At 40.0% G+C, this 19,937-nt stretch carries 20 protein-coding genes; 6 read left to right on the forward strand and 14 right to left on the reverse strand.

All coding sequences use genetic code 11. From position 1 onward, the window contains the following. Position 1: 1 nt before the first annotated feature. The 8 genes from ACYVHJ_RS08930 to ACYVHJ_RS08965 all read right to left on the reverse strand — a co-directional run bounded on the left by ACYVHJ_RS08930 (position 2) and on the right by ACYVHJ_RS08965 (position 7,719). Positions 2-2,713 (reverse strand): BamA/OMP85 family outer membrane protein, encoded by a 2,712-nt coding sequence (locus ACYVHJ_RS08930; protein WP_460514187.1) that lies wholly within the window; start codon positions 2,711-2,713, stop codon positions 2-4. A gap of 87 nt (positions 2,714-2,800) precedes the next feature. Beyond that, the gene (locus tag ACYVHJ_RS08935; RefSeq protein ID WP_460514188.1) at positions 2,801-3,544 is read right to left on the reverse strand and encodes an undecaprenyl diphosphate synthase family protein; all 744 of its coding nucleotides are present in this window, start codon (positions 3,542-3,544) and stop codon (positions 2,801-2,803) included. 82 nt (positions 3,545-3,626) lie between these two features. Beyond that, positions 3,627-4,385, reverse strand: coding sequence for a type IX secretion system protein PorG (porG, locus tag ACYVHJ_RS08940; RefSeq protein ID WP_339903919.1), 759 nt, complete (start codon positions 4,383-4,385; stop codon positions 3,627-3,629). 74 nt (positions 4,386-4,459) lie between these two features. Continuing rightward, positions 4,460-5,335, reverse strand: a complete 876-nt coding sequence (locus ACYVHJ_RS08945) for a diacylglycerol kinase catalytic domain-containing protein (RefSeq protein WP_460514189.1) — start codon at positions 5,333-5,335, stop codon at positions 4,460-4,462. 6 nt (positions 5,336-5,341) lie between these two features. After that, positions 5,342-6,007: a CBS domain-containing protein gene (locus ACYVHJ_RS08950; RefSeq protein ID WP_460514190.1), complete on the reverse strand. Its 666-nt coding sequence runs from the start codon at positions 6,005-6,007 to the stop codon at positions 5,342-5,344. Between the two features lie 132 nt (positions 6,008-6,139). Continuing rightward, a complete protein-coding gene (locus tag ACYVHJ_RS08955; protein ID WP_460514191.1) occupies positions 6,140-6,730 on the reverse strand; it encodes an anthranilate synthase component II in 591 nt (196 codons plus the stop codon). Continuing rightward, positions 6,714-7,259: a CvpA family protein gene (locus ACYVHJ_RS08960; protein ID WP_339903924.1), complete on the reverse strand. Its 546-nt coding sequence runs from the start codon at positions 7,257-7,259 to the stop codon at positions 6,714-6,716. Before ACYVHJ_RS08960 ends, ACYVHJ_RS08955 begins: the two co-directional genes overlap by 17 nt. Before the next feature lie 7 nt (positions 7,260-7,266). Continuing rightward, positions 7,267-7,719, reverse strand: coding sequence for a GatB/YqeY domain-containing protein (locus ACYVHJ_RS08965; protein ID WP_460514192.1), 453 nt, complete (start codon positions 7,717-7,719; stop codon positions 7,267-7,269). 146 nt (positions 7,720-7,865) lie between these two features. Between ACYVHJ_RS08965 and ACYVHJ_RS08970 the strand changes: the two genes are divergently transcribed. Both ACYVHJ_RS08970 and ACYVHJ_RS08975 read left to right on the forward strand, forming a co-directional pair. Next, a complete protein-coding gene (locus tag ACYVHJ_RS08970; RefSeq protein WP_460514193.1) occupies positions 7,866-8,582 on the forward strand; it encodes a pyridoxine 5'-phosphate synthase in 717 nt (238 codons plus the stop codon). Between the two features lie 12 nt (positions 8,583-8,594). After that, positions 8,595-9,356: an alpha/beta fold hydrolase gene (locus ACYVHJ_RS08975; RefSeq protein ID WP_460514194.1), complete on the forward strand. Its 762-nt coding sequence runs from the start codon at positions 8,595-8,597 to the stop codon at positions 9,354-9,356. Between the two features lie 441 nt (positions 9,357-9,797). Here the strand turns inward: ACYVHJ_RS08975 and ACYVHJ_RS08980 are convergent, their stop codons facing one another. Next, the gene (locus ACYVHJ_RS08980; RefSeq protein ID WP_339904701.1) at positions 9,798-10,031 is read right to left on the reverse strand and encodes a DUF2905 domain-containing protein; all 234 of its coding nucleotides are present in this window, start codon (positions 10,029-10,031) and stop codon (positions 9,798-9,800) included. Between the two features lie 12 nt (positions 10,032-10,043). Between ACYVHJ_RS08980 and ACYVHJ_RS08985 the strand changes: the two genes are divergently transcribed. After that, a complete protein-coding gene (locus ACYVHJ_RS08985; RefSeq protein WP_460514195.1) occupies positions 10,044-10,757 on the forward strand; it encodes an SAM-dependent methyltransferase in 714 nt (237 codons plus the stop codon). Positions 10,758-10,813: 56 nt separating this feature from the next. Here ACYVHJ_RS08985 and ACYVHJ_RS08990 read toward each other — a convergent pair whose 3' ends face one another. Together ACYVHJ_RS08990 and ACYVHJ_RS08995 are read right to left on the reverse strand one after the other, a co-directional pair. Continuing rightward, a complete protein-coding gene (locus ACYVHJ_RS08990) occupies positions 10,814-11,947 on the reverse strand; it encodes a 6-bladed beta-propeller (RefSeq protein WP_460514196.1) in 1,134 nt (377 codons plus the stop codon). Further along, positions 11,944-13,080, reverse strand: coding sequence for a 6-bladed beta-propeller (locus tag ACYVHJ_RS08995; RefSeq protein WP_460514197.1), 1,137 nt, complete (start codon positions 13,078-13,080; stop codon positions 11,944-11,946). Before ACYVHJ_RS08995 ends, ACYVHJ_RS08990 begins: the two co-directional genes overlap by 4 nt. Before the next feature lie 512 nt (positions 13,081-13,592). Between ACYVHJ_RS08995 and ACYVHJ_RS09000 the strand changes: the two genes are divergently transcribed. The 3 genes from ACYVHJ_RS09000 to ACYVHJ_RS09010 are packed head-to-tail and all read left to right on the forward strand — an operon-like array spanning position 13,593 to position 16,289. After that, on the forward strand, positions 13,593-14,333 hold the full coding sequence (locus ACYVHJ_RS09000; RefSeq protein ID WP_460514198.1) for a (Fe-S)-binding protein: 741 nt from the start codon (positions 13,593-13,595) through the stop codon (positions 14,331-14,333). A 1-nt stretch (position 14,334) separates the two neighbouring features. Next, a complete protein-coding gene (locus ACYVHJ_RS09005) occupies positions 14,335-15,711 on the forward strand; it encodes a lactate utilization protein B (RefSeq protein WP_460514199.1) in 1,377 nt (458 codons plus the stop codon). Continuing rightward, a complete protein-coding gene (locus ACYVHJ_RS09010; protein ID WP_339906058.1) occupies positions 15,708-16,289 on the forward strand; it encodes a LutC/YkgG family protein in 582 nt (193 codons plus the stop codon). Before ACYVHJ_RS09005 ends, ACYVHJ_RS09010 begins: the two co-directional genes overlap by 4 nt. Before the next feature lie 107 nt (positions 16,290-16,396). Here the strand turns inward: ACYVHJ_RS09010 and ACYVHJ_RS09015 are convergent, their stop codons facing one another. The 3 genes from ACYVHJ_RS09015 to ACYVHJ_RS09025 form a co-directional block, all read right to left on the reverse strand. Further along, complete coding sequence (locus ACYVHJ_RS09015) at positions 16,397-17,929, reverse strand: arylsulfatase (protein WP_460514200.1); 1,533 nt, start codon at positions 17,927-17,929, stop codon at positions 16,397-16,399. Positions 17,930-18,300: 371 nt separating this feature from the next. Next, positions 18,301-19,263, reverse strand: a complete 963-nt coding sequence (locus tag ACYVHJ_RS09020) for a TIM barrel protein (RefSeq protein WP_460514201.1) — start codon at positions 19,261-19,263, stop codon at positions 18,301-18,303. A gap of 97 nt (positions 19,264-19,360) precedes the next feature. Further along, on the reverse strand, positions 19,361-19,933 hold the full coding sequence (locus ACYVHJ_RS09025) for a pyridoxamine 5'-phosphate oxidase family protein (protein WP_460514202.1): 573 nt from the start codon (positions 19,931-19,933) through the stop codon (positions 19,361-19,363). Positions 19,934-19,937: the final 4 nt, after the last annotated feature.

The following is a 19,937-nucleotide window of genomic DNA, read 5'->3' on the forward strand; positions in this document are numbered from 1 at the left end:
ATTATCTGAATTGTTGACCAATGGTAAAGTGAAACATTCCACCACTTGGTCCTGGGTTTGGATCACTTGTTGTTGAAACTCCATCAAATCCATAACCCCAATCGATACCTAATAAACCAAAAGCCGGCATGAATATCCTCGCACCAAAACCGGCAGATTTTTTCAGATCATAGGGGTTATAATCTTGATAATTTCCCCAGTTATTTCCTGCCTCTGCAAAACCAAGTAAGAAGATGGTAGCAGAAGGATTAGGAGATACAAGGAAACGGAGTTCCATTACATGTTTGTTATAAACCACACCACCATAAGCTACAGGTGCATTGGGTTGATTTCTAAATTCTTTTCCAGGGGTAATGGATTGGTTTTCATAACCTCTCAGACCAATAATTTCTTGACCCAATGCGAAGTTCATCATGTTCATACCATCACCACCCAAAACAAAACGTTCAAGAGGAATTATACCTGTTTTGTTCCCATAGGAACCTAAGAAACCCAGGTGAGTTCGCGCGCTCAGAACCAGTTTGTTAGATCCCATTACAGGAGTGTAAAAAGACCCATCAAACATCCATTTGTGGTATTCCAGCCATTGGTATTTCTCCTGATCAGTTGATTCACTTGTCAGGCCTTTGTTAAGGGCTGCATAAGGTGGAGTGAGTGAGGCACTCAAGGTAATGTTAGAACCAAATCTAGGGTAAATGGCCTGATCCAGGTTGTTTCTAGATATGGTGGTGTTCAAGGCCACACTTTTCGCATTACCAGTATTAAAGCTTAAGCCAAAGTAATTTCCATATTCATCAAAATTATAATTCTGAAACTGGAGGCTGTTACTGATCTGGAAGTAATCATCCGGCCAGGTAACCCTTTTTGCCAAGCCAATGGAAGCACCGGTGATTTTGAAAGATCCCAGTTCTTCACCGAAATTGGTTGTACTGTAAAAATTCAACTGTCTTTGTACAGAGTGGTTGAAGCTAAAACTTAAAGCATTTGGTTTTTTGCCTCCAAACCAAGGTTCGGTAAAAGACATGCTATAATTCTGGAAACTTTTACCATTGGCCTGTACTCTCAAGGAAAGTTTCTGTCCATCCCCTACGGGAAGTGGTCTCCATTTGGAAAAGTCTTTGATGTTTTTGATTGAGAAGTTATTGAAGGTAAGTCCTACCGTTCCCACAAAGCCAAAGAGACCACCCCAACCTCCGGAAAGTTCGATCTGATCATTGGGTCTTTCTTCAAGCTGGAAGGTAATGTCAACAGTGGCATCCTCAAAATTAGGGCGCATATCCGGCTCAATATTTTCAGGGTTGAAGTAACCGATTTGAGACAGCTCTCGAATGGTTCTTACCAAGGCTTTTCTATTGAACAGCTGTCCGGGAAGAATTCGTATTTCCCTCATGACCACATGGTCACTGGTACGCTCATTCCCTTCAATTGAAACACTGTTTACCGTCACTTGAGGTCCTTCAAAAATCCTCAACTCTATGTCTATGGAATCTGCAGCAATATTCACCTCCACAGGGTCTATTGTAAAAAACAAATAACCATTGTCTTGGTATAATGAGCTGACATCGTCTCCTCTTTGGGGATCATAATTCAGCCTTTTGTCAAGCTTTTCCTTATTATATATATCTCCACTGAATATTCCCAGTTTTGCTTGAAGCTCTTCATCTGTATGAATATAGTTTCCCGAAAACGCAATGTTTCGATAATAGTATTGCTTGCCTTCCTCAATGTCAAGGTCAATATTTATACGGCTATCATCAAAACGGAAAACGCTATCTGATAAAATCTCTGCATCCCGATAACCACGGCTATTGTAAAAATCAATGATAGCCTTTTTATCATCTCGGTAATCGCTTTTTACAAACTTAGACCCATTGAAGAAATTAAGTTTAAAGTTTCTATTGATATACGTTTTCACTTCTTCATCAGTAACAGGGTTTCTATTCGCCACTGCATTGCTGATGTTTTTAGGATTGGCCTTTATAAGCCTTGACACTAGATCTTTGAATATATAAACACGAGCATGCTCATGTGTTCCTTTCATTTTTTTCTTCAGGCGGTTGTCTGAAATATTTTCATTGCCATCAAAGGCTATTTCATTGATACGTACCTTGCTTTTCTTGTCTACGTCAAATCGAAGTTTGACACTGTTGGGAAGTGTAGTATCTCTTTCCTGTATTACTTTCACTTCTGTATTCAGAAAGCCTTTGCCAACAAAATAATCCCTAATATTACGCTGAGCTGTATTGAGTACATCGTCTCTAACAACACGCCCGGTAATATTTACCTTGTCTTTGAGTTCTCCTTCTTGGGTTTTGTTTACCCCGGTAAAATCAAAACGGCTAAATCTAGGCCTCTCGGTCAGGTCTAATAAAAGGTGAATGTCATCCCCTTCTATTTTGGTTACCAGGATTTTAACATCTCCAATAATTCCTTGCCCCCAGAGCTTTTTTAGTGCTCCTGAAACGGCATCACCGGGAACCGTTATTTGATCATCCACACGAAGACCTGCCAGAGAAATAATGGCTGTTTCGTCCAATGTACTTAAACCTACAGCCTCAATGGATGCTATTCGGTACTTTTTGGGACTGGTATAACTTAGGTCTATAATATTTACCGGCTCCTTACTGGTGTACCGGCTTTGCCCCAACCTTATTTGGGCCTCTGCCACTCCGGTCAATAGCAGCAAGTAAATAATTAATAAATTCTTTTTCATTTCAAACGATCAAATTTAACCCCAGTAATATTTGTGCTGAGGCAGCAATAATTCTGAAATTCTCAATTCATTTCAGAACAAGTAGTGTCAAATAGAGCCTTTAGTTTGTGCTCCTGTTTTACCAAACCTTCTTTCTCTTTTTTGAAAAGCAAGAATGGCTTCATGCAAGTGTTTTTTCCGGAAATCCGGCCAAAGCACTTCGGTGAAATATAATTCTGTATAGGCCAATTGCCACAACATAAAATTACTTATCCTGATTTCACCACTGGTCCTGATTAACAGTTCCGGATCAGGTATATTGGCAGTATTCAGGTGCTCCCCAATCACTTTTTGATTGATAGCTTCTGCTGATAACTCACCATTAACTACTTTTTTGACAATTGCCTGAACAGCCTTTTCCAACTCCCAACGACCACTATAGCTCAATGCCAACACGACAGTCATGCCGGTATTGTCTTTGGTTTTTGCTTTCCCCATCTTAAGATGCTGTCTGCACGAATCAGGAAGGCTATCAATATCACCGATGGTTTCCAATTTGATATTGTTCTTCATCATGGTGGGCACCTCATCTGTTATGGCCTGAACCAATATCTCCATCAGGGCATCCACTTCATCTTTGGGTCTGGACCAATTTTCAGTAGAGAAGGCATACAAGGTAATAAAATCTACCCCTAATTCTGCCGACCCTTCGATGGCATCCCTTACAGCGGCCAATGCATTTCTGTGGCCAAATATTCGCATGGCTCCTTTCTTCTGAGCCCAACGCCCATTGCCATCCATAATCACTGCAATATGTCGGGGTATATTGCCCTTGTCAATCACTTCATTCATTCCAAAATTCTCTGTTGGTTTAATTGATTTACAAAAATGACACTTCTTTTTTAAAAATTCTATCCTGAGGTCAATTATTGTACTAGTAGCACTTGATCTGATGAAAGGAATAGCTTATGGTAAAGCCCAAAAAGTAATACCAATCGCGGTCAGATGAATTGCCAAAATTAATGCTTGTGGGTTCTAGCACTTGATTTCCTGTGCCCGGATCGGTTCTGTAACGTGGCAAATAAATGGATTCATCTCCTATTTTATCCAAATCGTCTGTAAAGGTTGCCTTTGCCCCCCCTTCAAAAGAGAGTAAAATACGGTCTTTTAATTTGTATTTTATTCCTGCCCCAAAGGGAAGAATTACCGTGCCCAAACTGTAATTTCCGGGTTGGATGTCTCCTTCATAGGATTGCCCTTGTCCGAAAAACAAACCATATCCCAGACCAAAAAAGCCAAATGGAGAAAACCTACTGGTTGACTTATGGCTCATATAGTCCATGAAATGAAACTCCATCCTTGCAGATACTTCGGCCATGGTGCCATTAAAATAGGCATTTCTGGTTGCTGCTACCTGATCTATGGGGCGAATGCTGTCCGTTCCATTTAATCTTGCGATGGAAAACCCGGCCCTTAAGCTCCAGGCATTGTCAAAATTTCGTCTGCCAAATAACGTTCCTTGAATACCAAGCTGGTTTGGATCAATGATCCGAAGGATATCTCCGGTATATGTCCCCGCACCTAAACCTAAACCTATCTCATGCTGTTGGGCTTTTACAGTTTGAGAAATCCCCAAACTTAAAAAGACCAAAATTACTGATAGTGCTAATGTGTAAAACCTGGATTTATTCAAGTCGTTGCAATTTATAAACTACCCAACGAATAAAAAACCCAACCAAGTATACTGTGGGTTAAATATTGTTAAAACTAGTTTCTCATGTCATATCCCCAGTTCAATTTTTGCCTGAGGGTGTCAAAGAAGCTGTAATCGTGAAACTTAACCAGCTTCGCTACAAATAATTCTTTTTTAATTTTCAGTTCTACGGACGCATCAATTGGCGCAGATCTGGAATCTAAAGATACAAGGAATTTTTCACTCCTACCTTCTATTTTAAAGGAGATTTCACTATCATCAGAAACCACAATCGGCCTCACATTCAGGTTGTGCGGACTTACCGGGGTAATCACAAAGTTTTTGGCCAATGGTGATATCAGTGGGCCTCCACAACTTAAAGAATAACCTGTGGATCCTGTGGGGGTGGATACAATGATCCCATCTGCCCAGTAACTATTCAGGTAATCTCCATCTATATAGGTATGTACCGTAATCATCGAAGAGGTGTCTCTCTTGTGAATGGTAAACTCGTTCAATCCGAAATTTAATCCCTTGAAAAGCGGTACACTAGACTCTAACCTGACCAAGCTCCTGTCTTCCAAAGCATAACGGCCTTCCAATAAATCTTTTACAGCGGCTTTGATGTCTTCCTTGGCTATGGTGGCCAAAAATCCCATCCTTCCGGTATTGATACCCAATACCGGGATTTCATAAGCCCCAATTAGGGAAATGGTATCCAATAAAGTGCCATCTCCCCCAATGGAAATGACCACATCTATGGCTGCCAAATCATTCTTTGAGTTCAAAGGGGTCACAATAGGACTTAAGTCCCCCTTCTTTCGAAAGGAATTGAACAAGTTTTTGGTAAGCTTAACATTTGATCCTTTCTCTTCAAAAGCTTGAATCAGTTGGAGAATACAAGTTTGAAACTGAGTGGATATATTGATGCCGTGAAGTAATATATTCATGTAAGATCAGATATCTAAAAACCGCATCAAGTTTCCCAGCCGATCCTGATCGCTATTGATGCCTTCTTCTTCTTGGTAATGGTCAATAACCTTGTACCCAAATCGCTCCAACGTGGCTTTGATGTGTCGGAGTTCTACCTGATCTATTTTTAGGGTAACTTTAATTTTACTGTCATCTAGGGGATCATCTGATATAAAGCTGCTAAGCACCTTTGCATTTTCTGACTCCACCACCCTTGCGATATCATAGAGGCTGTAATCGGTCATAAACATGGACAATATCAGTACTCCCCCTTGCGATTGGATAGAAATGCTATCGGTAAAAGCAGATATAGCTCCTTCTTGGGTAACCACGCCCAGGTATTTCAATTCCTTATCTAACACAGCCACCATGCTAACTTCATTTTCTGAGGAGACCCTCAATACATCATAAATATGACGATCTTCCTGAACAATACTCGCACTTCCAACCAACTCTACAATTTCAAGGGTCATTTCAGGATCATTGAGTTCATAGATGATTTCATCTGTAATAAAACCCTTAAATAAACCTTTGTCTACAACAGGTATTATATCCGTCCTGATTTCTTCCATCCAGGAAAGCCCTAACTTTACTTTGTCAGTAAATTTTAGAGGAGGAATGAGGTTGTTTATAAATTCTATCGCACGCATGTAGATAAAGGTATTAAAAGGATTCGAAAAATAAAACGAGATTAAGCCTCCCTTTGTTCAATTCCCCTAATTTCTTAACCTTTTCGGTGGTGAAAGCAGCTAATAAAGCAGCAATTTATCGCTAAACAAGCATCAATAATGAATTTGGGAGACTTTCAATTCATTTATTAAATTGACCCAATTTAGGATCAACTGCTCACCATATTCAGTAAGGTGAGCCTCCGGATGGAATTGAATCCCTACAATGGGCAAGTAGCGGTGGGAAAAAGACATCACTGCCCCATTCTCCTCTTCAAGAATAACTTCCAAACTATCAGGAAGCTCCTCCAATTCCAAGGAATGATAACGGGTTACCTTAAATCGTCCCGGAATATTTTTCAATACTTCATGCTTCCTTTTCTGGCTGACAAGAGAAATTTTCCCATGCATGGGCCTAGGGCTCTTCACCAATTTGGCGCCAAAAAAAATACCTATGGCCTGATGCCCCAGACAAATCCCCAAAACAGGTACCTTATCATGATAATAGCTCAAAATTTCCATTAAGTTACCAGCTTTATTGGGTGTTTCCGGCCCCGGTGATATCACCAAAGCAGAGAAGGATAAGCGCTGTACTTCAGCCAAACTTGCGTCGTTTCGCAAAACGGTTACCTGCTCACCAGTTCTTCTAAAATAATCTGCTAGAATATGAGCAAAAGAATCGAAGTTATCAATTAACAAAATCACCGGAAGAGGTATTTACGAGTTCTTTGATAGTAGCAATGGCCGTATCAATAATTGGGGTGTAATCATCCAGTACTGCAACCATGGTAGGGGCCACAGGTACTATAACAGGGTAGATTACAGCATCTTTTTTCATTTCGGAAGGCACTTGAAATTCAAAGGAATTGGCCACCCAAATCAAAAGGCTGATCATAATACTCCATTTGAAAATACCCAAAATGGCTCCGGCAAAGCTATCAAAAGTTCCCAGAATAGTTAGATCCAAGGCTTTTTTGACAAGGTAAGCCAAAACCCGAATGGTGACCGTAACAGCCAGAAAGATCAAGACAAATGCCACAAAAGGGAGCATAAAGGTCAGACTTTCCACCTTATCTGTAAGCAGCTCAGCACCCCAGTTCATAAAACGAAAAGCAAGAATTATACCCACAAAAAAAGCCAGGATAGACAAAATCCCAATAAAAAGCCCCTGACGGTAGCCACTAAAGGCCCCAACAGCCAGCATGCCCAATATGATAATGTCTATCGTGCTCAAATTTGCCTTAAGGGTTTAAAAGTGATTTCACTTTTTGAGAGATGGCTTTTCCATCCGCCTTACCGGCCAATTTTTTTGTTGCCATGCCCATAACTTTTCCCATGTCCTTAGGTCCTGATGCACCCGTTGCACTGATGATAGCCTCCAACTCTGCCGTCAATTCTTCTTCACTTAGCTGCTTGGGAAGGAACTCACTAATTACTTCCAGTTCAGTAATCTCCAAACTGGCAAGATCTTTCCTGCCCTGCTTCTCAAATATCTCTATAGAATCTCTTCTTTGCTTGGCTGCTTTGGTTAGGATTTGTAACTCTTCGGCATCGGTAAGACCGGCATCACTACTCGTTTTGGTTTCTTCAAGCATGATCAAGGATTTGATGGCCCTTAATCCACGTAGCCTGTCTTTTTCCTTGGCCAGCATTGCTTTTTTGATTTCTTTTTCTATGTCAGTTTTTAAGCTCATGACTTTTATTTTTTACTTAATTATATTTAAAATTAGTATTATCCTAGAATAGAAAGTGAAAATTAAAAAACGTCTTATTCCCATCAGTATTTTCGATGTTAACGCAATATATTTAATTTAGCACAAAATTAGCTGATATTTAGAACATGACGAAATTAAGTGTAAACATAAATAAAATTGCCACTTTAAGAAATGCCCGAGGACACAATAATCCCGATTTGGTTCAGGTAGCATTGGATGCAGAGCGGTTTGGTGCCCAGGGAATAACCGTACACCCAAGACCTGACGAAAGACATATCAGGTATAACGATGTATTTGCACTAAAAGATCAAGTCAATACGGAATTTAATATAGAAGGCTATCCGGACAAAAGGTACATGGAAATCATTCGGCTGGCCAAACCGGCACAAGCCACACTCGTACCGGACCCACCGGAGGCTATTACTTCCAATACCGGATGGGACACCATCCAACACAAAGAGATGCTCAAAGACCTTATTTCAGAACTACACAGTTATGGGGTAAGGACTTCCATTTTTATCAATCCGGAAAGTAAATACTTTGAACCGGCCAAAGAAACTGGAACAGACCGGGTGGAATTGTACACAGAACCATACGCGAGTACTTATCACAAAGACAAAGTAAAGGCTGTTGCTCCTTATTTAGAGGTAGCGGCCCTTGCCAGAGAACTCGGCCTGGGCTTGAATGCCGGCCATGACTTGGATTTACACAATTTGAAATTTTTAAAAGAGCAAATTCCTTACTTGGATGAAGTTTCCATAGGACATGCCCTGATCTGTGATGCACTTTATTATGGGCTTGAAAACACCATACAGATGTACCGCAGACAATTGGAAGTATAAACCAAACCAACTATGAAATTAAACTTTAGAAAAACAGGAACTGGAAAGCCTTTGGTAATCCTGCATGGCCTTTTTGGTTCTGCTGACAACTGGATGAGCATTGCCAAAGGATTGGAAGAGAATTATACCCTCTACCTACTTGACCAGCGAAACCATGGGGATTCCCCTCACAGCGATACCTGGAATTACGAGGCCATGGCAGCGGACTTAAAGGAATTTATGGAAGCCGAAGGTTTACAAAAAGCCAGTTTTCTAGGGCATTCCATGGGAGGAAAAACGGTAATGAAATTTGCTTTGACTTATCCTGAAATGGTGGAGAAATTAGTGGTGGCTGATATTGCACCAAGACCTTACCCGGTACATCACCAAACCATTTTGGAAGCGCTAAATGCCATCGACATTCAAAACTTGAAATCCAGAAAAGAAGCTGAAGACAAACTGGCTGAATATATTCCTGAACGAGGTATTCGTCAATTTTTGCTTAAAAATTTGACCAGAAAAGAGAGAGCGTTTGAATGGAAAATCAATCTACCAATCATCACCAAGAAAATCGAAAATGTAGGCGAGGAAATAACTGCTGACAAGCCTTTCGCCGGCCCTGCACTCTTTATGGGAGGAGCCAATTCAGATTATATCCAAAGCAGTGACAAAGAAGATATAGAGAATTTATTTCCAGAAAATCATATCATCCATATTAAAAACACCGGTCATTGGCTACATGCAGAGCAGCCCGAAGCGGTGATCTACACCTTGAAAACTTTTCTTGGGAGTTGAGACCGGAAACTTTAATACAATTTAAATAATTCCGAGGTAAATGGTTAGAGAGCTTGTACATTGATTAACACCTTTAGGTATTAGCTCCCTTTTTGTTCAATCCTATTAACTAATTCATCCTGTCTACGGCTAAAAACTGTGGCTATTATTGGTGAAGCCCTTCAGGCTTCTTTTGGTTACTCCTTAATTACCAATGCTACATCAAGTTTAACAGAAAGTAAAATATAGTTTTACGTATTGCCAGGCCTGAAGGGCCTGAACAACAATAACCGTGAGTTTTACTCACGGACTGGTAAATACCACAATTTACCTCAACCCCGGATGGGGTTGAACAATACCCAAGTTTGCTAGCGAAAAATGATAATAGGAGTAAAAATTATCACCAAACGCTTTCAATCAAAAACGATCCTTCATAGCTTTATCACAAAGCACCCATAAACATTAACCCCCAAATTTCCTCCACAAATACAGCAATAGGGTCAACAACAAACTGAGCAGTATACTGGTACCCAAGGGAAAATAAAAGGTGAAATTATCTTTTTTAAAAACCATATCGCCAGGCAAACCCTTAAAACCGGGAAATTTAGGCAGGAACCAGAGCAGCAATCCTGCCATCAGTAACAGCAGTCCGATAAAAATAAGTACTTTTGCTAAAGAAGGCATTCCATTTTCCATAATCCAAAAATAATGAAAGCTAAGGGAATATTATACCTGATACCTAATGTATTGGTACTTGAAACAGGCCGGGACATCATGGCACCTGTGGTAAAAAACGTAATTGCAGCAACTTCCCATTACCTGGTAGAAGATTTTAGAACCGCTCGCAGGTATATCAGTAGCCTTAAGCTAGGTGTTAATTTGGAAGAGGTTCACCTGGAAAAACTAGATAAAAAAACGCCCGAAAAACACCTAAAGAAATTGCTAGATCCTTTATTTAATGGGCATGATGTAGGCATCATTTCTGAGGCCGGCTGTCCGGGTATTGCTGATCCCGGGGCCAACGCCGTCGCCTTGGCACATAAATTAGGCATTAAAGTGGTTCCCTTGCCGGGACCTTCTTCCATGTTTATGGCCTTGATGGGCTCAGGTTTTAATGGACAATCCTTTACCTTCAACGGATATTTGCCCATCGACCGAAAAGAAAGGGTACAAGCAATCAAATCCTTAGAGGCCAAATCAATCAGGGAAAAAACCACCCAAATGTTTATGGAAACCCCTTTCAGAAACAATCGGATGCTGGAAGATTTACTGGCCAACCTGAGCAATAATACCTTGCTTTGCATTGCAAGCAATATTACGGGATCAGATGAAATGATCCAGACCAAAAAAGTTTCTGACTGGCGCAAAAAACATCCGGACCTTCATAAAATACCGGCTGTTTTTCTGATCTATCATTCCTAAAGATTTGTGGCCTAAATAATGCCGGAATTCTTGCAGTAAAGATCCATATACTTTCTTCACTCTTTTTCTAGTTTGTATTTGATAAGAATAGGGTTTCCCGTATCCAGGTCACCGGATAGTACTCCGCCATTTTCTTTTATAAGTTCATCTCGAATTTCTTTTGAAAGCTTGTCCCAGTCTTCGGTTCCATATAGTGGCCCCTGCAAATTCACATTGCCCAACCAGTTTTCTGACAATGGAAAATGAACAAGCCTCCCTGTACTTTTATTATAATAGGAAACATATTTTTGTTCTTCAGAATTGGCAAAGCCCTCCGCACTCCGCGCCCATTGAAAGCTCAGGTATTTATCATTTTCAACAAGATTGGCAGCATTAAATACATATGGGTTTTCCATTATAAACTTTCTCATATCCATTAATGGCAGTTTCTTGACCTTTTCGTCCAGGCGATTTGCACCAAAATTTAAGAGGTATGCCGGCTCAATCCCTTCTTCCGAGATTTTGTAAATGGTATCTGTCCATGCATGGAGAAAACTTACTTGGCCCTTATGCTTCGAAAACTCTATGGGAATTTGATAGGCATCTGTGCTACCTATATCGCTTACTCCTTGGGTAGTAGTGGTGGAATCCTTATTACCCAAAACCCTGATAAATTCCGTTTCTTCCGATCCAAAAGACCTACCATCCATATGAAAAGCGGTAAAATCTTGGTTGAGCGGAAAAAAATTGACCACCTGCTCCTCAAACGGGATTGGTTTTTCGTGCTTATAATTGCCTTCCAAATCAAATACAAGGATTTTCTTTTGGATTATATCCAAAATCTGAAGCGATTCATCAAATAAAACCAAGTCAAATGGTTTGGAGAATTTACCCTGTCCATCTCCAATACTGTTAATCTTGAATAGGAATTTTCCGGCAATAGAGAAGCATAAAATACTTTTTGCGATCTCTTTATCAAGTATATAGATTTTATCCTTTTCCACTATCAACTTGTCAATGGCCCCAACTAAGGACAAATCATTGAATTCCAATGGTATAAGTTCAAATTTATTTAAATCATAGGCTGTTTGGATTGCTTCCGGTTCTATTTTCAGCTCCACCGGAGCTGTCCCAATTTCTTTCTTGACCGACTCCTTACAGGAAGCACTAAAAAGTAGTAGGCCAATGGCAATGCACAAAGTCCTTCTCATAGATTTTCAATTAATTTTACTTGCAATAATACAGGGTAATCAAAATCTTCTTTGGGCAAACCATCTACAGAGAATGTATCCGGAAATTCTTGGGCATGCTTTGCTAATATAGACCGGTAGGTTAGGAAAAGTACTTGTTCGTCACGATTGATGCCAATGGGATAATAGAAAAGCATATCATCGTCTTTGTCTGCTTTTAGTTTGTAAATCTCTTTTCCTTTTTTAAACAAAATGTATTTGGATACGGTCCTACCTTTTTGCACCACAATATCTATAACCATTAAACTCCCTTGCTGAAAAGCAGCCCTAAAAGTTGCAAAACCATCTTCATTGATTTTTCCGAAGCTATCCATAAGGTCCACCTCCCAAAAATTGGACGGTAAATTATAATAGCCAAAGTCTGCATAAAGAACCTGAGCAAGGCTATCTCCCTGATACAGGTAAATATTTGGATTGAATATTTCCATCATAAACAGCCCCTGATCAGCCGGAAAAAAATTTCGTTCTAACATGGGTAACATTTGGTTTTCGTAATCATTTTCTAAATAACGTTGGCGGATATTCCCTTCATTATCTGTTTGAATTACCCTATGCTTTACAAAAGGTAGGTTATAACTTCCTTGAAAAAGAAAACCTCCCTCCTTTAACTTGGCGAAAGAATTCGCACCATAATTCAATTCAAATAATTCACTTAAGTCTCCATTCTTAGATACTTTGTATACTTTGGCTTTATCTTCAAAAGGAGAAAGCACCAATACCTCTTCCTCTTTTTCTAGATCAAAGTCTCTTAGAGATTGGATGGTTCCGGGACCCTCTCCTACCTCAGCTACTGCCCTCAGATATTTTCCCTTACCATCAAATAGGTGAAGTTTATCACTTTTGGTTTCATCCATTACAGCTATAAGATTGTCTGAAAATTTTATTCGCAGATCCATGCCCATCAGGTTGTCCTCCCTTGTTTCAAGAGCAGTCATTCCCTGTACGGTAAAATCTTGAAAAGACAAGGTAGAATAATCATCAGGTGCTATAGAAACATTTACTATTTCTTCTTCGGAAACAGGCTTGGAACAAGCAAGCATTGAAAAAAAGAGTACTATTTCAATCGATAAGAATATAGGATTGGGTTTATTCATATTGATGGTTTTTGATAGTGGTACAAGAAAATAATTACCCTAACTTTCCCAGTTTCCTCAGCCAACTATAAACCATAGCCCGGTTTGGATAAATCTTTGAAATAGAATGCTCAAAACTCACTGGTAATGAGAAAGTCGGGATTCAATTTATATAATTAATTTAGTAGTTACAAGTATCTTCGAAATTATTAGTTTATAATCAAATTAAGATTATTTTTTCTGAGAATAAATTGTCTTCTGAATCAATTAATCCTTATCAGCACAGTGCAGGATGGAGGTGGGGAAAATCCTTGCTAAGTTTATTGTTTGATGTAAGTTTGGGTGGGGTTTCGGATCACCAATGACTTGCCTTTGTTGGACAAAATTTAGCAATGGCATGATTTAATTATTATGGGCCCTTACCATATTTTAAGTTTTAGGAATGGGACTAAAACTTTTGATGCTTATATTTATAAAATGGAGCCAACAAAGGCCTCATGTATTTTGTTAATTATCCAAGAATAACCGCACTGATGAAAGTTGGATTATTTATACCATGTTATGTAGATCAATTTTACCCTCAGGTAGCCATTGCCAGTCTTGAGCTCTTAGAAAGCGCAGGAGTGGATGTGGACTATCCCCTAAAACAAACTTGTTGTGGGCAGCCTATGGCCAATTCAGGCTATCAGGAATATGGAGAGGGTGCTGCTGATTTATTTCGAAAGAACTTTAGTGGATTTGATTATGTGGTCTGCCCATCCGGCAGTTGTACCCTACATACCAAAGACCATATTTATTCGGGAAAAGACAATGAGCCAAAAATCTATGAACTTTGTGAGTTTCTTACCGATGTATTAAAAATAAAAAACCTCGAAGCAACTTTCCCATATAAGGTAGGCATTCATGCAAGTTGTCATGGGCTTAGAGGCCTAAATCTTGCCAAGCCTTCAGAAATTATGGGGGTTGAATTTAATAAACCCAAACAATTGCTAGAAATGGTAAATGGCATTGAACTGGTAAACCTTACCAGGAAAGATGAATGCTGCGGTTTTGGAGGAACATTTGCTGTTTTTGAAGAGGCTGTCTCAGTAAGTATGGGAAAAGACCGAATCAAAGACCATGAGGAACAGGGCGTTCAGGTTATTACAGGGGCGGATATGTCCTGCTTGATGCACTTGGAGGGAATCCTTCGGCGGGAAAACAGCCCTGTAAAGGTCATGCACATTGCCGAAATCCTCAATGGCCAAGTACCAAAAACCCCAAACCAGAAGTAAAATGAAGACGACACCAACCCATGCCGCTGCAGCAGAAGAGTTTCTAAAGGACGAGGAACGCAGTCATTGGCACGATGATACACTTTGGCATGTCCGTAGCAAAAGAGACATTTCTACACAAAAAATTCCGGAATGGGAGCATCTAAGAAATAATGCTTCTCAAATTAAGGATCACGTGCTTTCAAACTTAGACAATTTATTGTTACAGTTTGAAAAAAATGCTTCTGAAAACGGCATAGAAGTGCTATGGGCTAAAGACGCTGATGAACACAATCAGCATGTATTGCGTATCCTGGAGGAAAATCAGGTCAAAAACTTAGTAAAAAGTAAATCCATACTTACAGAAGAATGTGGACTCAATCATTTCCTAGAAGACAAAGGATATGATGTAGTGGATACGGATCTTGGAGAAAGAATCATACAGTTTAATAAGCAGGTTCCAAGTCACATTGTGATGCCCGCCATACACCTTAAGAAAAAAGAGATTGGCGACATTTTTCACGAACACTTGGGAACAGAGGCCGGTGCAGATGATCCGGCTTACCTCACAGAAGCTGCTAGACAACACTTAAGGCAAAAATTTATTCAGGCCAAGGCAGCCATCACAGGGGTAAACTTTGGAATTGCTGAAACCGGCGGTTTTGTGGTTTGTACCAATGAAGGCAATGCGGATATGGGAACACATCTGGCAGATTTGCACATCGCTTGCATGGGTATAGAAAAACTCATCCCAAGAGCAGCAGACCTCGGTGTATTTCTTCGACTTCTGGCAAGAAGTGCCACCGGACAAAGCATCACAAATTATACTTCCCACTTTCACCGCCCAAGGGAAGGTAAAAAAATGTACCTAATCTTGGTGGACAACGGTAGAACCGACCAATTGGGTAGAGAGGATTTCAGAAACTCCCTCAAATGTATTCGTTGTGGGGCCTGTATGAATACCTGCCCTATTTATCGTAGAAGTAGTGGTTTTAGTTATGGCTCTACGGTTCCCGGGCCTATTGGATCCATTCTCTCTCCGGGTATGGACTTGAAAAAACACAGCACTTTGCCTTTTGCCTCCACCCTTTGTGGCTCTTGCACAAATGTTTGTCCGGTAAAAATTAATATTCACGAGCAACTTTACAAATGGCGACAAGTGATCACCAAAGAAGGACCATCCCAGCCATCCAAAAAATGGGCCATGCGCTTTGGGGGAAATGTAATGTCGAAGCCAAAATTATTTGACATGATGGGTAAAATGGCCAGAAAATCCCTGACCATAAGTCCTAGAGGATTTATTTACAATAGCTTCAATGCATGGGGCAAACACCGAGAATTACCGGAAGTGCCCAAAGAGAGTTTCAAGGACTGGTACCGAAAAAACAGGAAGCAATGAACAGTAGCAAAGAAGCCATAATAGCGGCTATAAAAAAGAACAAACCTGATGTGCTTCCATTACCGGAGCACCCTGAGTTTCCCTATGAGAGCAACCTTATCGAACAATTTCAGGCCAGTATAAAATTGAATGGTGGTTTGGCCAAATCAGGTGAAGGAAAGGAACAAATACAGCAGTACCTGAAAGAAAAGTTTACTGCCGACCAACAGGTTTTGTCATTGGTAGATGGAATTTCAGGAAATTTTGAAATTGAAAAAGTTAAAGACCCCCATGAATTGGAGCACATTGAAGTGGCCGTATTGGAAGGAGATTGGGGCGTGGTAGAAAATGCTGCCATATGGCTTCCTGAAAAAAAGATCATCCATAGGGCATTGCCATTTATAGCCCAACATCTCATCGTTTTGCTTAAAGTAGAAAACCTCTTGGGAAATATGCATGAGGTCTACCAAAAGATCAATGTTGCTGATCCCGGATACGGTGTATTTGTAGCCGGCCCGTCCAAGACGGCAGATATTGAACAATCTCTTATCATAGGTGCGCATGGACCTAGGAGCATGGTGGTATATTTGATGGAGTGATTATTAAATTCCAGGAATTAACCCTATTGATATTTATTAATGTGAAATAATCAGGTGGATTGCGATAAAAGGCAATCCGCCTGATTTTGTTTTATGTTTTGAATAGATCAAGGAAGCTTATTTGAGGTTCCGGAAGGGGTGGATTCATAATGCATGGCCAATTCTTTGACTTTTTGAGGCATGGTATCCGCTAAATTCACAAGCTCAGATGGATCTTTGGTCATGTTATACAATTCCCATGGTCCCCCATTCATCCGAACAATTTTATAGTCTCCACTTCTAAACATTCTGAATTTATTCATTCCGGAAATAAAGTATTCAGGTTCCTTCCGCTGCTCACCCAAAAATACCGGCAACAAGGAGCTACCATGCAAAGGAAGGGTTTGACGACCTTGAATTGAGTCCGGGTATTGGATTTTTAACAAGTCCAAAAAGGTAGGGGCAATGTCAACCACATGCCCTACTTGATCTGTAATGGTATTGGGAGCTATTTTTCTTGGCCAATGGACGATAAAAGGAGTATGGCTTCCACCCTCAAGGCCTGATTGCTTGTGTTGCCTAAAAGGTGTATTGCCCAACATTGCCCAATTGGTGCGCAAACTCCAATAAGAATCTGAAGGACCCGGCGCTACATCTTTTACCTTATTGGTATAAAAGGGGCAAGATCCATTATCATTTAAGTACATGATAATGGTATTTTCCAATTTACCATTGTCCTCCAGTTTCTTCAGTATCCTTCCTATGTTCTGATCCATCCTATCAATTATTGCAGCAAAAACAGACATTTCTAGGTCAAGGGAATCTTTTTTTTCAGCAGACAAACTGTCCCAGGCATAATAATCGGTATAATCCGGTAACAAGGGTCCCCGAGACTTGTTCAAGTTGTTTTCAGGAGGACTGAGTTTAGCACCATTGGGGAGCACTCCCATATTTTGCATATTTTCAAAGCGCTCTTTTCTCAGTACATCCCATCCCTTGAGGTATTTACCGCGGTATTTCTCAATATCTTCAGGTCGGGCCTGAAGGGGGTAGTGAGCCGCATGATAAGGAAGATAAAGAAAGAAAGGATCCTCTTTTTCAAAGGCTTCCTCCAACCAATTCAAAGCATAATCGGTAATAAAGTCCGTCTTGTACATTGGGCTTTGGTCATGTTCTATTTCCTCCGCTTTTATTTCATTTCCTTCTAGATAAAATGGCCTTTCAAACTCCCCCGAAGGGGGTAGAAAGTACTCTGTGGTAGCCCAAAAATAAAAAGAATGATCAAACACATTTTCAGCTTTACAATACTCCGGCACCCAAGCGTCAAAATGCTCTTTTCCACTCATTATATTGTGATAGCCTGCTGTTTTGGTCAGGTTGGCAATATGAACTGCTCCCTCTCCACCTGTATACAAACCAGTAAGCAAGGTTGATCGGGTGGGATTGCACTTGGCCATATTATAGAAAGTGGTAAACCTTAAGCCTCCCTTTGCTAGTCGATCAAGATTTGGGGTTTGTATTTCTCCCCCATAGGCCCCTATATCTGAATACCCTATGTCATCACCCATTATCAAGACAATGTTTGGCAATGGGTCTTCTTTTTCAGCACAAGAAAAAATAATTACTGTGAACAGAAAATATGGCAATATCCTATAAATCATGATGTAAAATTTATCTGTCTTAATACTAAACAAGGGTTATGGTTAAATCAAAAAAACACCCAATACTGAATAGGCTAATATAGTAAAATACCAAAATATTTATTCTGTTTTACTTCTTAAAGAAATATTTTAATTCATAAGTATAGCACAACATCAAAATTTTATCTGCCAAAAAATCCATACAGATTGGGGTTAAAAAGATAAGGCAAAAAAAATTCCCCTGGTTTATGGAATCAGGGGAATTTTTAATATTGTTCACTTTTCATATCTGGAAAATCTGTTGGTATAAAATTTCCTTAATGAAATTACCACAAAGTGACTGGTTTTTAAGGTGGGCTTATCTTGAAATAGAAAACCTATAGTATTGCAAATTAAACAGAAAAAGAACCTCTAAGTGCTTTCTCAGCAGCCTCCAGCTCTTCACGAACTTCTACAATGCTTTCCCATATACGGCCTTGCTCTCCATGTTCAATCCCACAATACCCATGGTAACCTGCCTTGAGAACAATTGAAAGCATTTTTTCATAATCCAGCTGAGACTGATTGCCTTTGCCATCCCATACCGTAGGTTTTACACTTACTCCTTTGGCATAGGGCATCAATTGTTTCACTCCTTTATAAGAATCGTAGCTAAGGGTTTTTTCTCCTTCATTTCTATACATCAAGAAATTGCCGAAATCCGGAAGTGTGCCGGCCCTTGGGTGATCGGCTGCTTTCATTACACCTGAAAGCCACTTGGCATCGCTGGAAAACCCTCCATGATTTTCAATCATTACATTAATATCCATGGTATCTGCAAACTCACAAAGGCTTTGCAAGCCATCAGCTACAAGTTTCTGTGATTCTGCAAAGTCCTTTTTATCTGCACTGTATCTAGTAAAAGAATATCCATTTACTCGGATGGAGTGACAACCAAGAAACTTAGCAGCTTCTACCCATTTTTTGTGGTTCTCCACCGTCTGCATACGCTCTGCCTGATCTCTGGCACCTAATTTTCCTTCATTGTCGCACATGATCAAAACTGAAGTAACCCCCTCTCCTTCTGCCCTGGTTTTCATTTCTTTCAAGTAAGCCGTATCCTTGGCTTTGTCCATAAAAAACTGGTTCACATATTCTACAGCTGAAATCCCGTGTTTTTTGGCAAGTACAGCAAAGTCTAAGTTGTCCATCTTTTGATTGAATAGCAATCTGTTGACAGACCATTGGGCCAATGAAATTTTAAATAATTCCTTACGGGGAGCCATGGAAATGGCCTGCCCTCCAAGGCCTAAACCCAAAATGGCTGTTGCCAATCCGGTCTTTTTGATGAAGTCTCTTCTGTTATTGTTATGCATGGAAAATTGTTTTTTAAAATGTTATTGCTGGCTTTAAACCATTGAAGATAGCACTTTTATTCCTTTTGCCCAACGGACAATTGAATAGAAATTAAGCCTAAGGTACCAGCCAGCTTGATTGCCATTTTTCATTTTCCTTCTTAAAAGCAATCCTTAGATGACCCTTGCTATCTAATTGAAGGCATTCTAATTCATATGTAACAACTTTAATTACCGAAAAGTAGTCATTATTGTACTTGACATCCAGCATCATTCCTTTTTCTGAAGTCTCTACCTCAGTTTTTGGTGGCCATTTGGACTGATAGGCTTTTTGCGCTTCAGGAGGAATGTTTTCCCAGTAACCTTTATTGGCTTCCTTTTGAGCTAAAATGGTAGTAATCCCCTTAATTTTGACCTGGCAGCGTGCAGAGGGATGGTAAAACAACAATGAAACATTGGGGTTTTCCCGTATTTGAGCTATTTTTTTACTTCTGCTATCTGTGTAAAATAACAATTGCAATTCTTCGGTTACCTCTCGAAGTACTACATACCTGCTATCAGGCTGATTTCCAGCTGATGTACAAAAATTTACGAAGCGGAAAGGGTGATGCACCTCCTTTGAGGCCAATTGAAGCTCCTTGTTTACAATTGCCCATATTTCTTCCTGACTTGTAATAGCGGTAAATAGCATGTTC

The sequence above is a fragment of the Cyclobacterium sediminis genome, assembly GCF_054781075.1.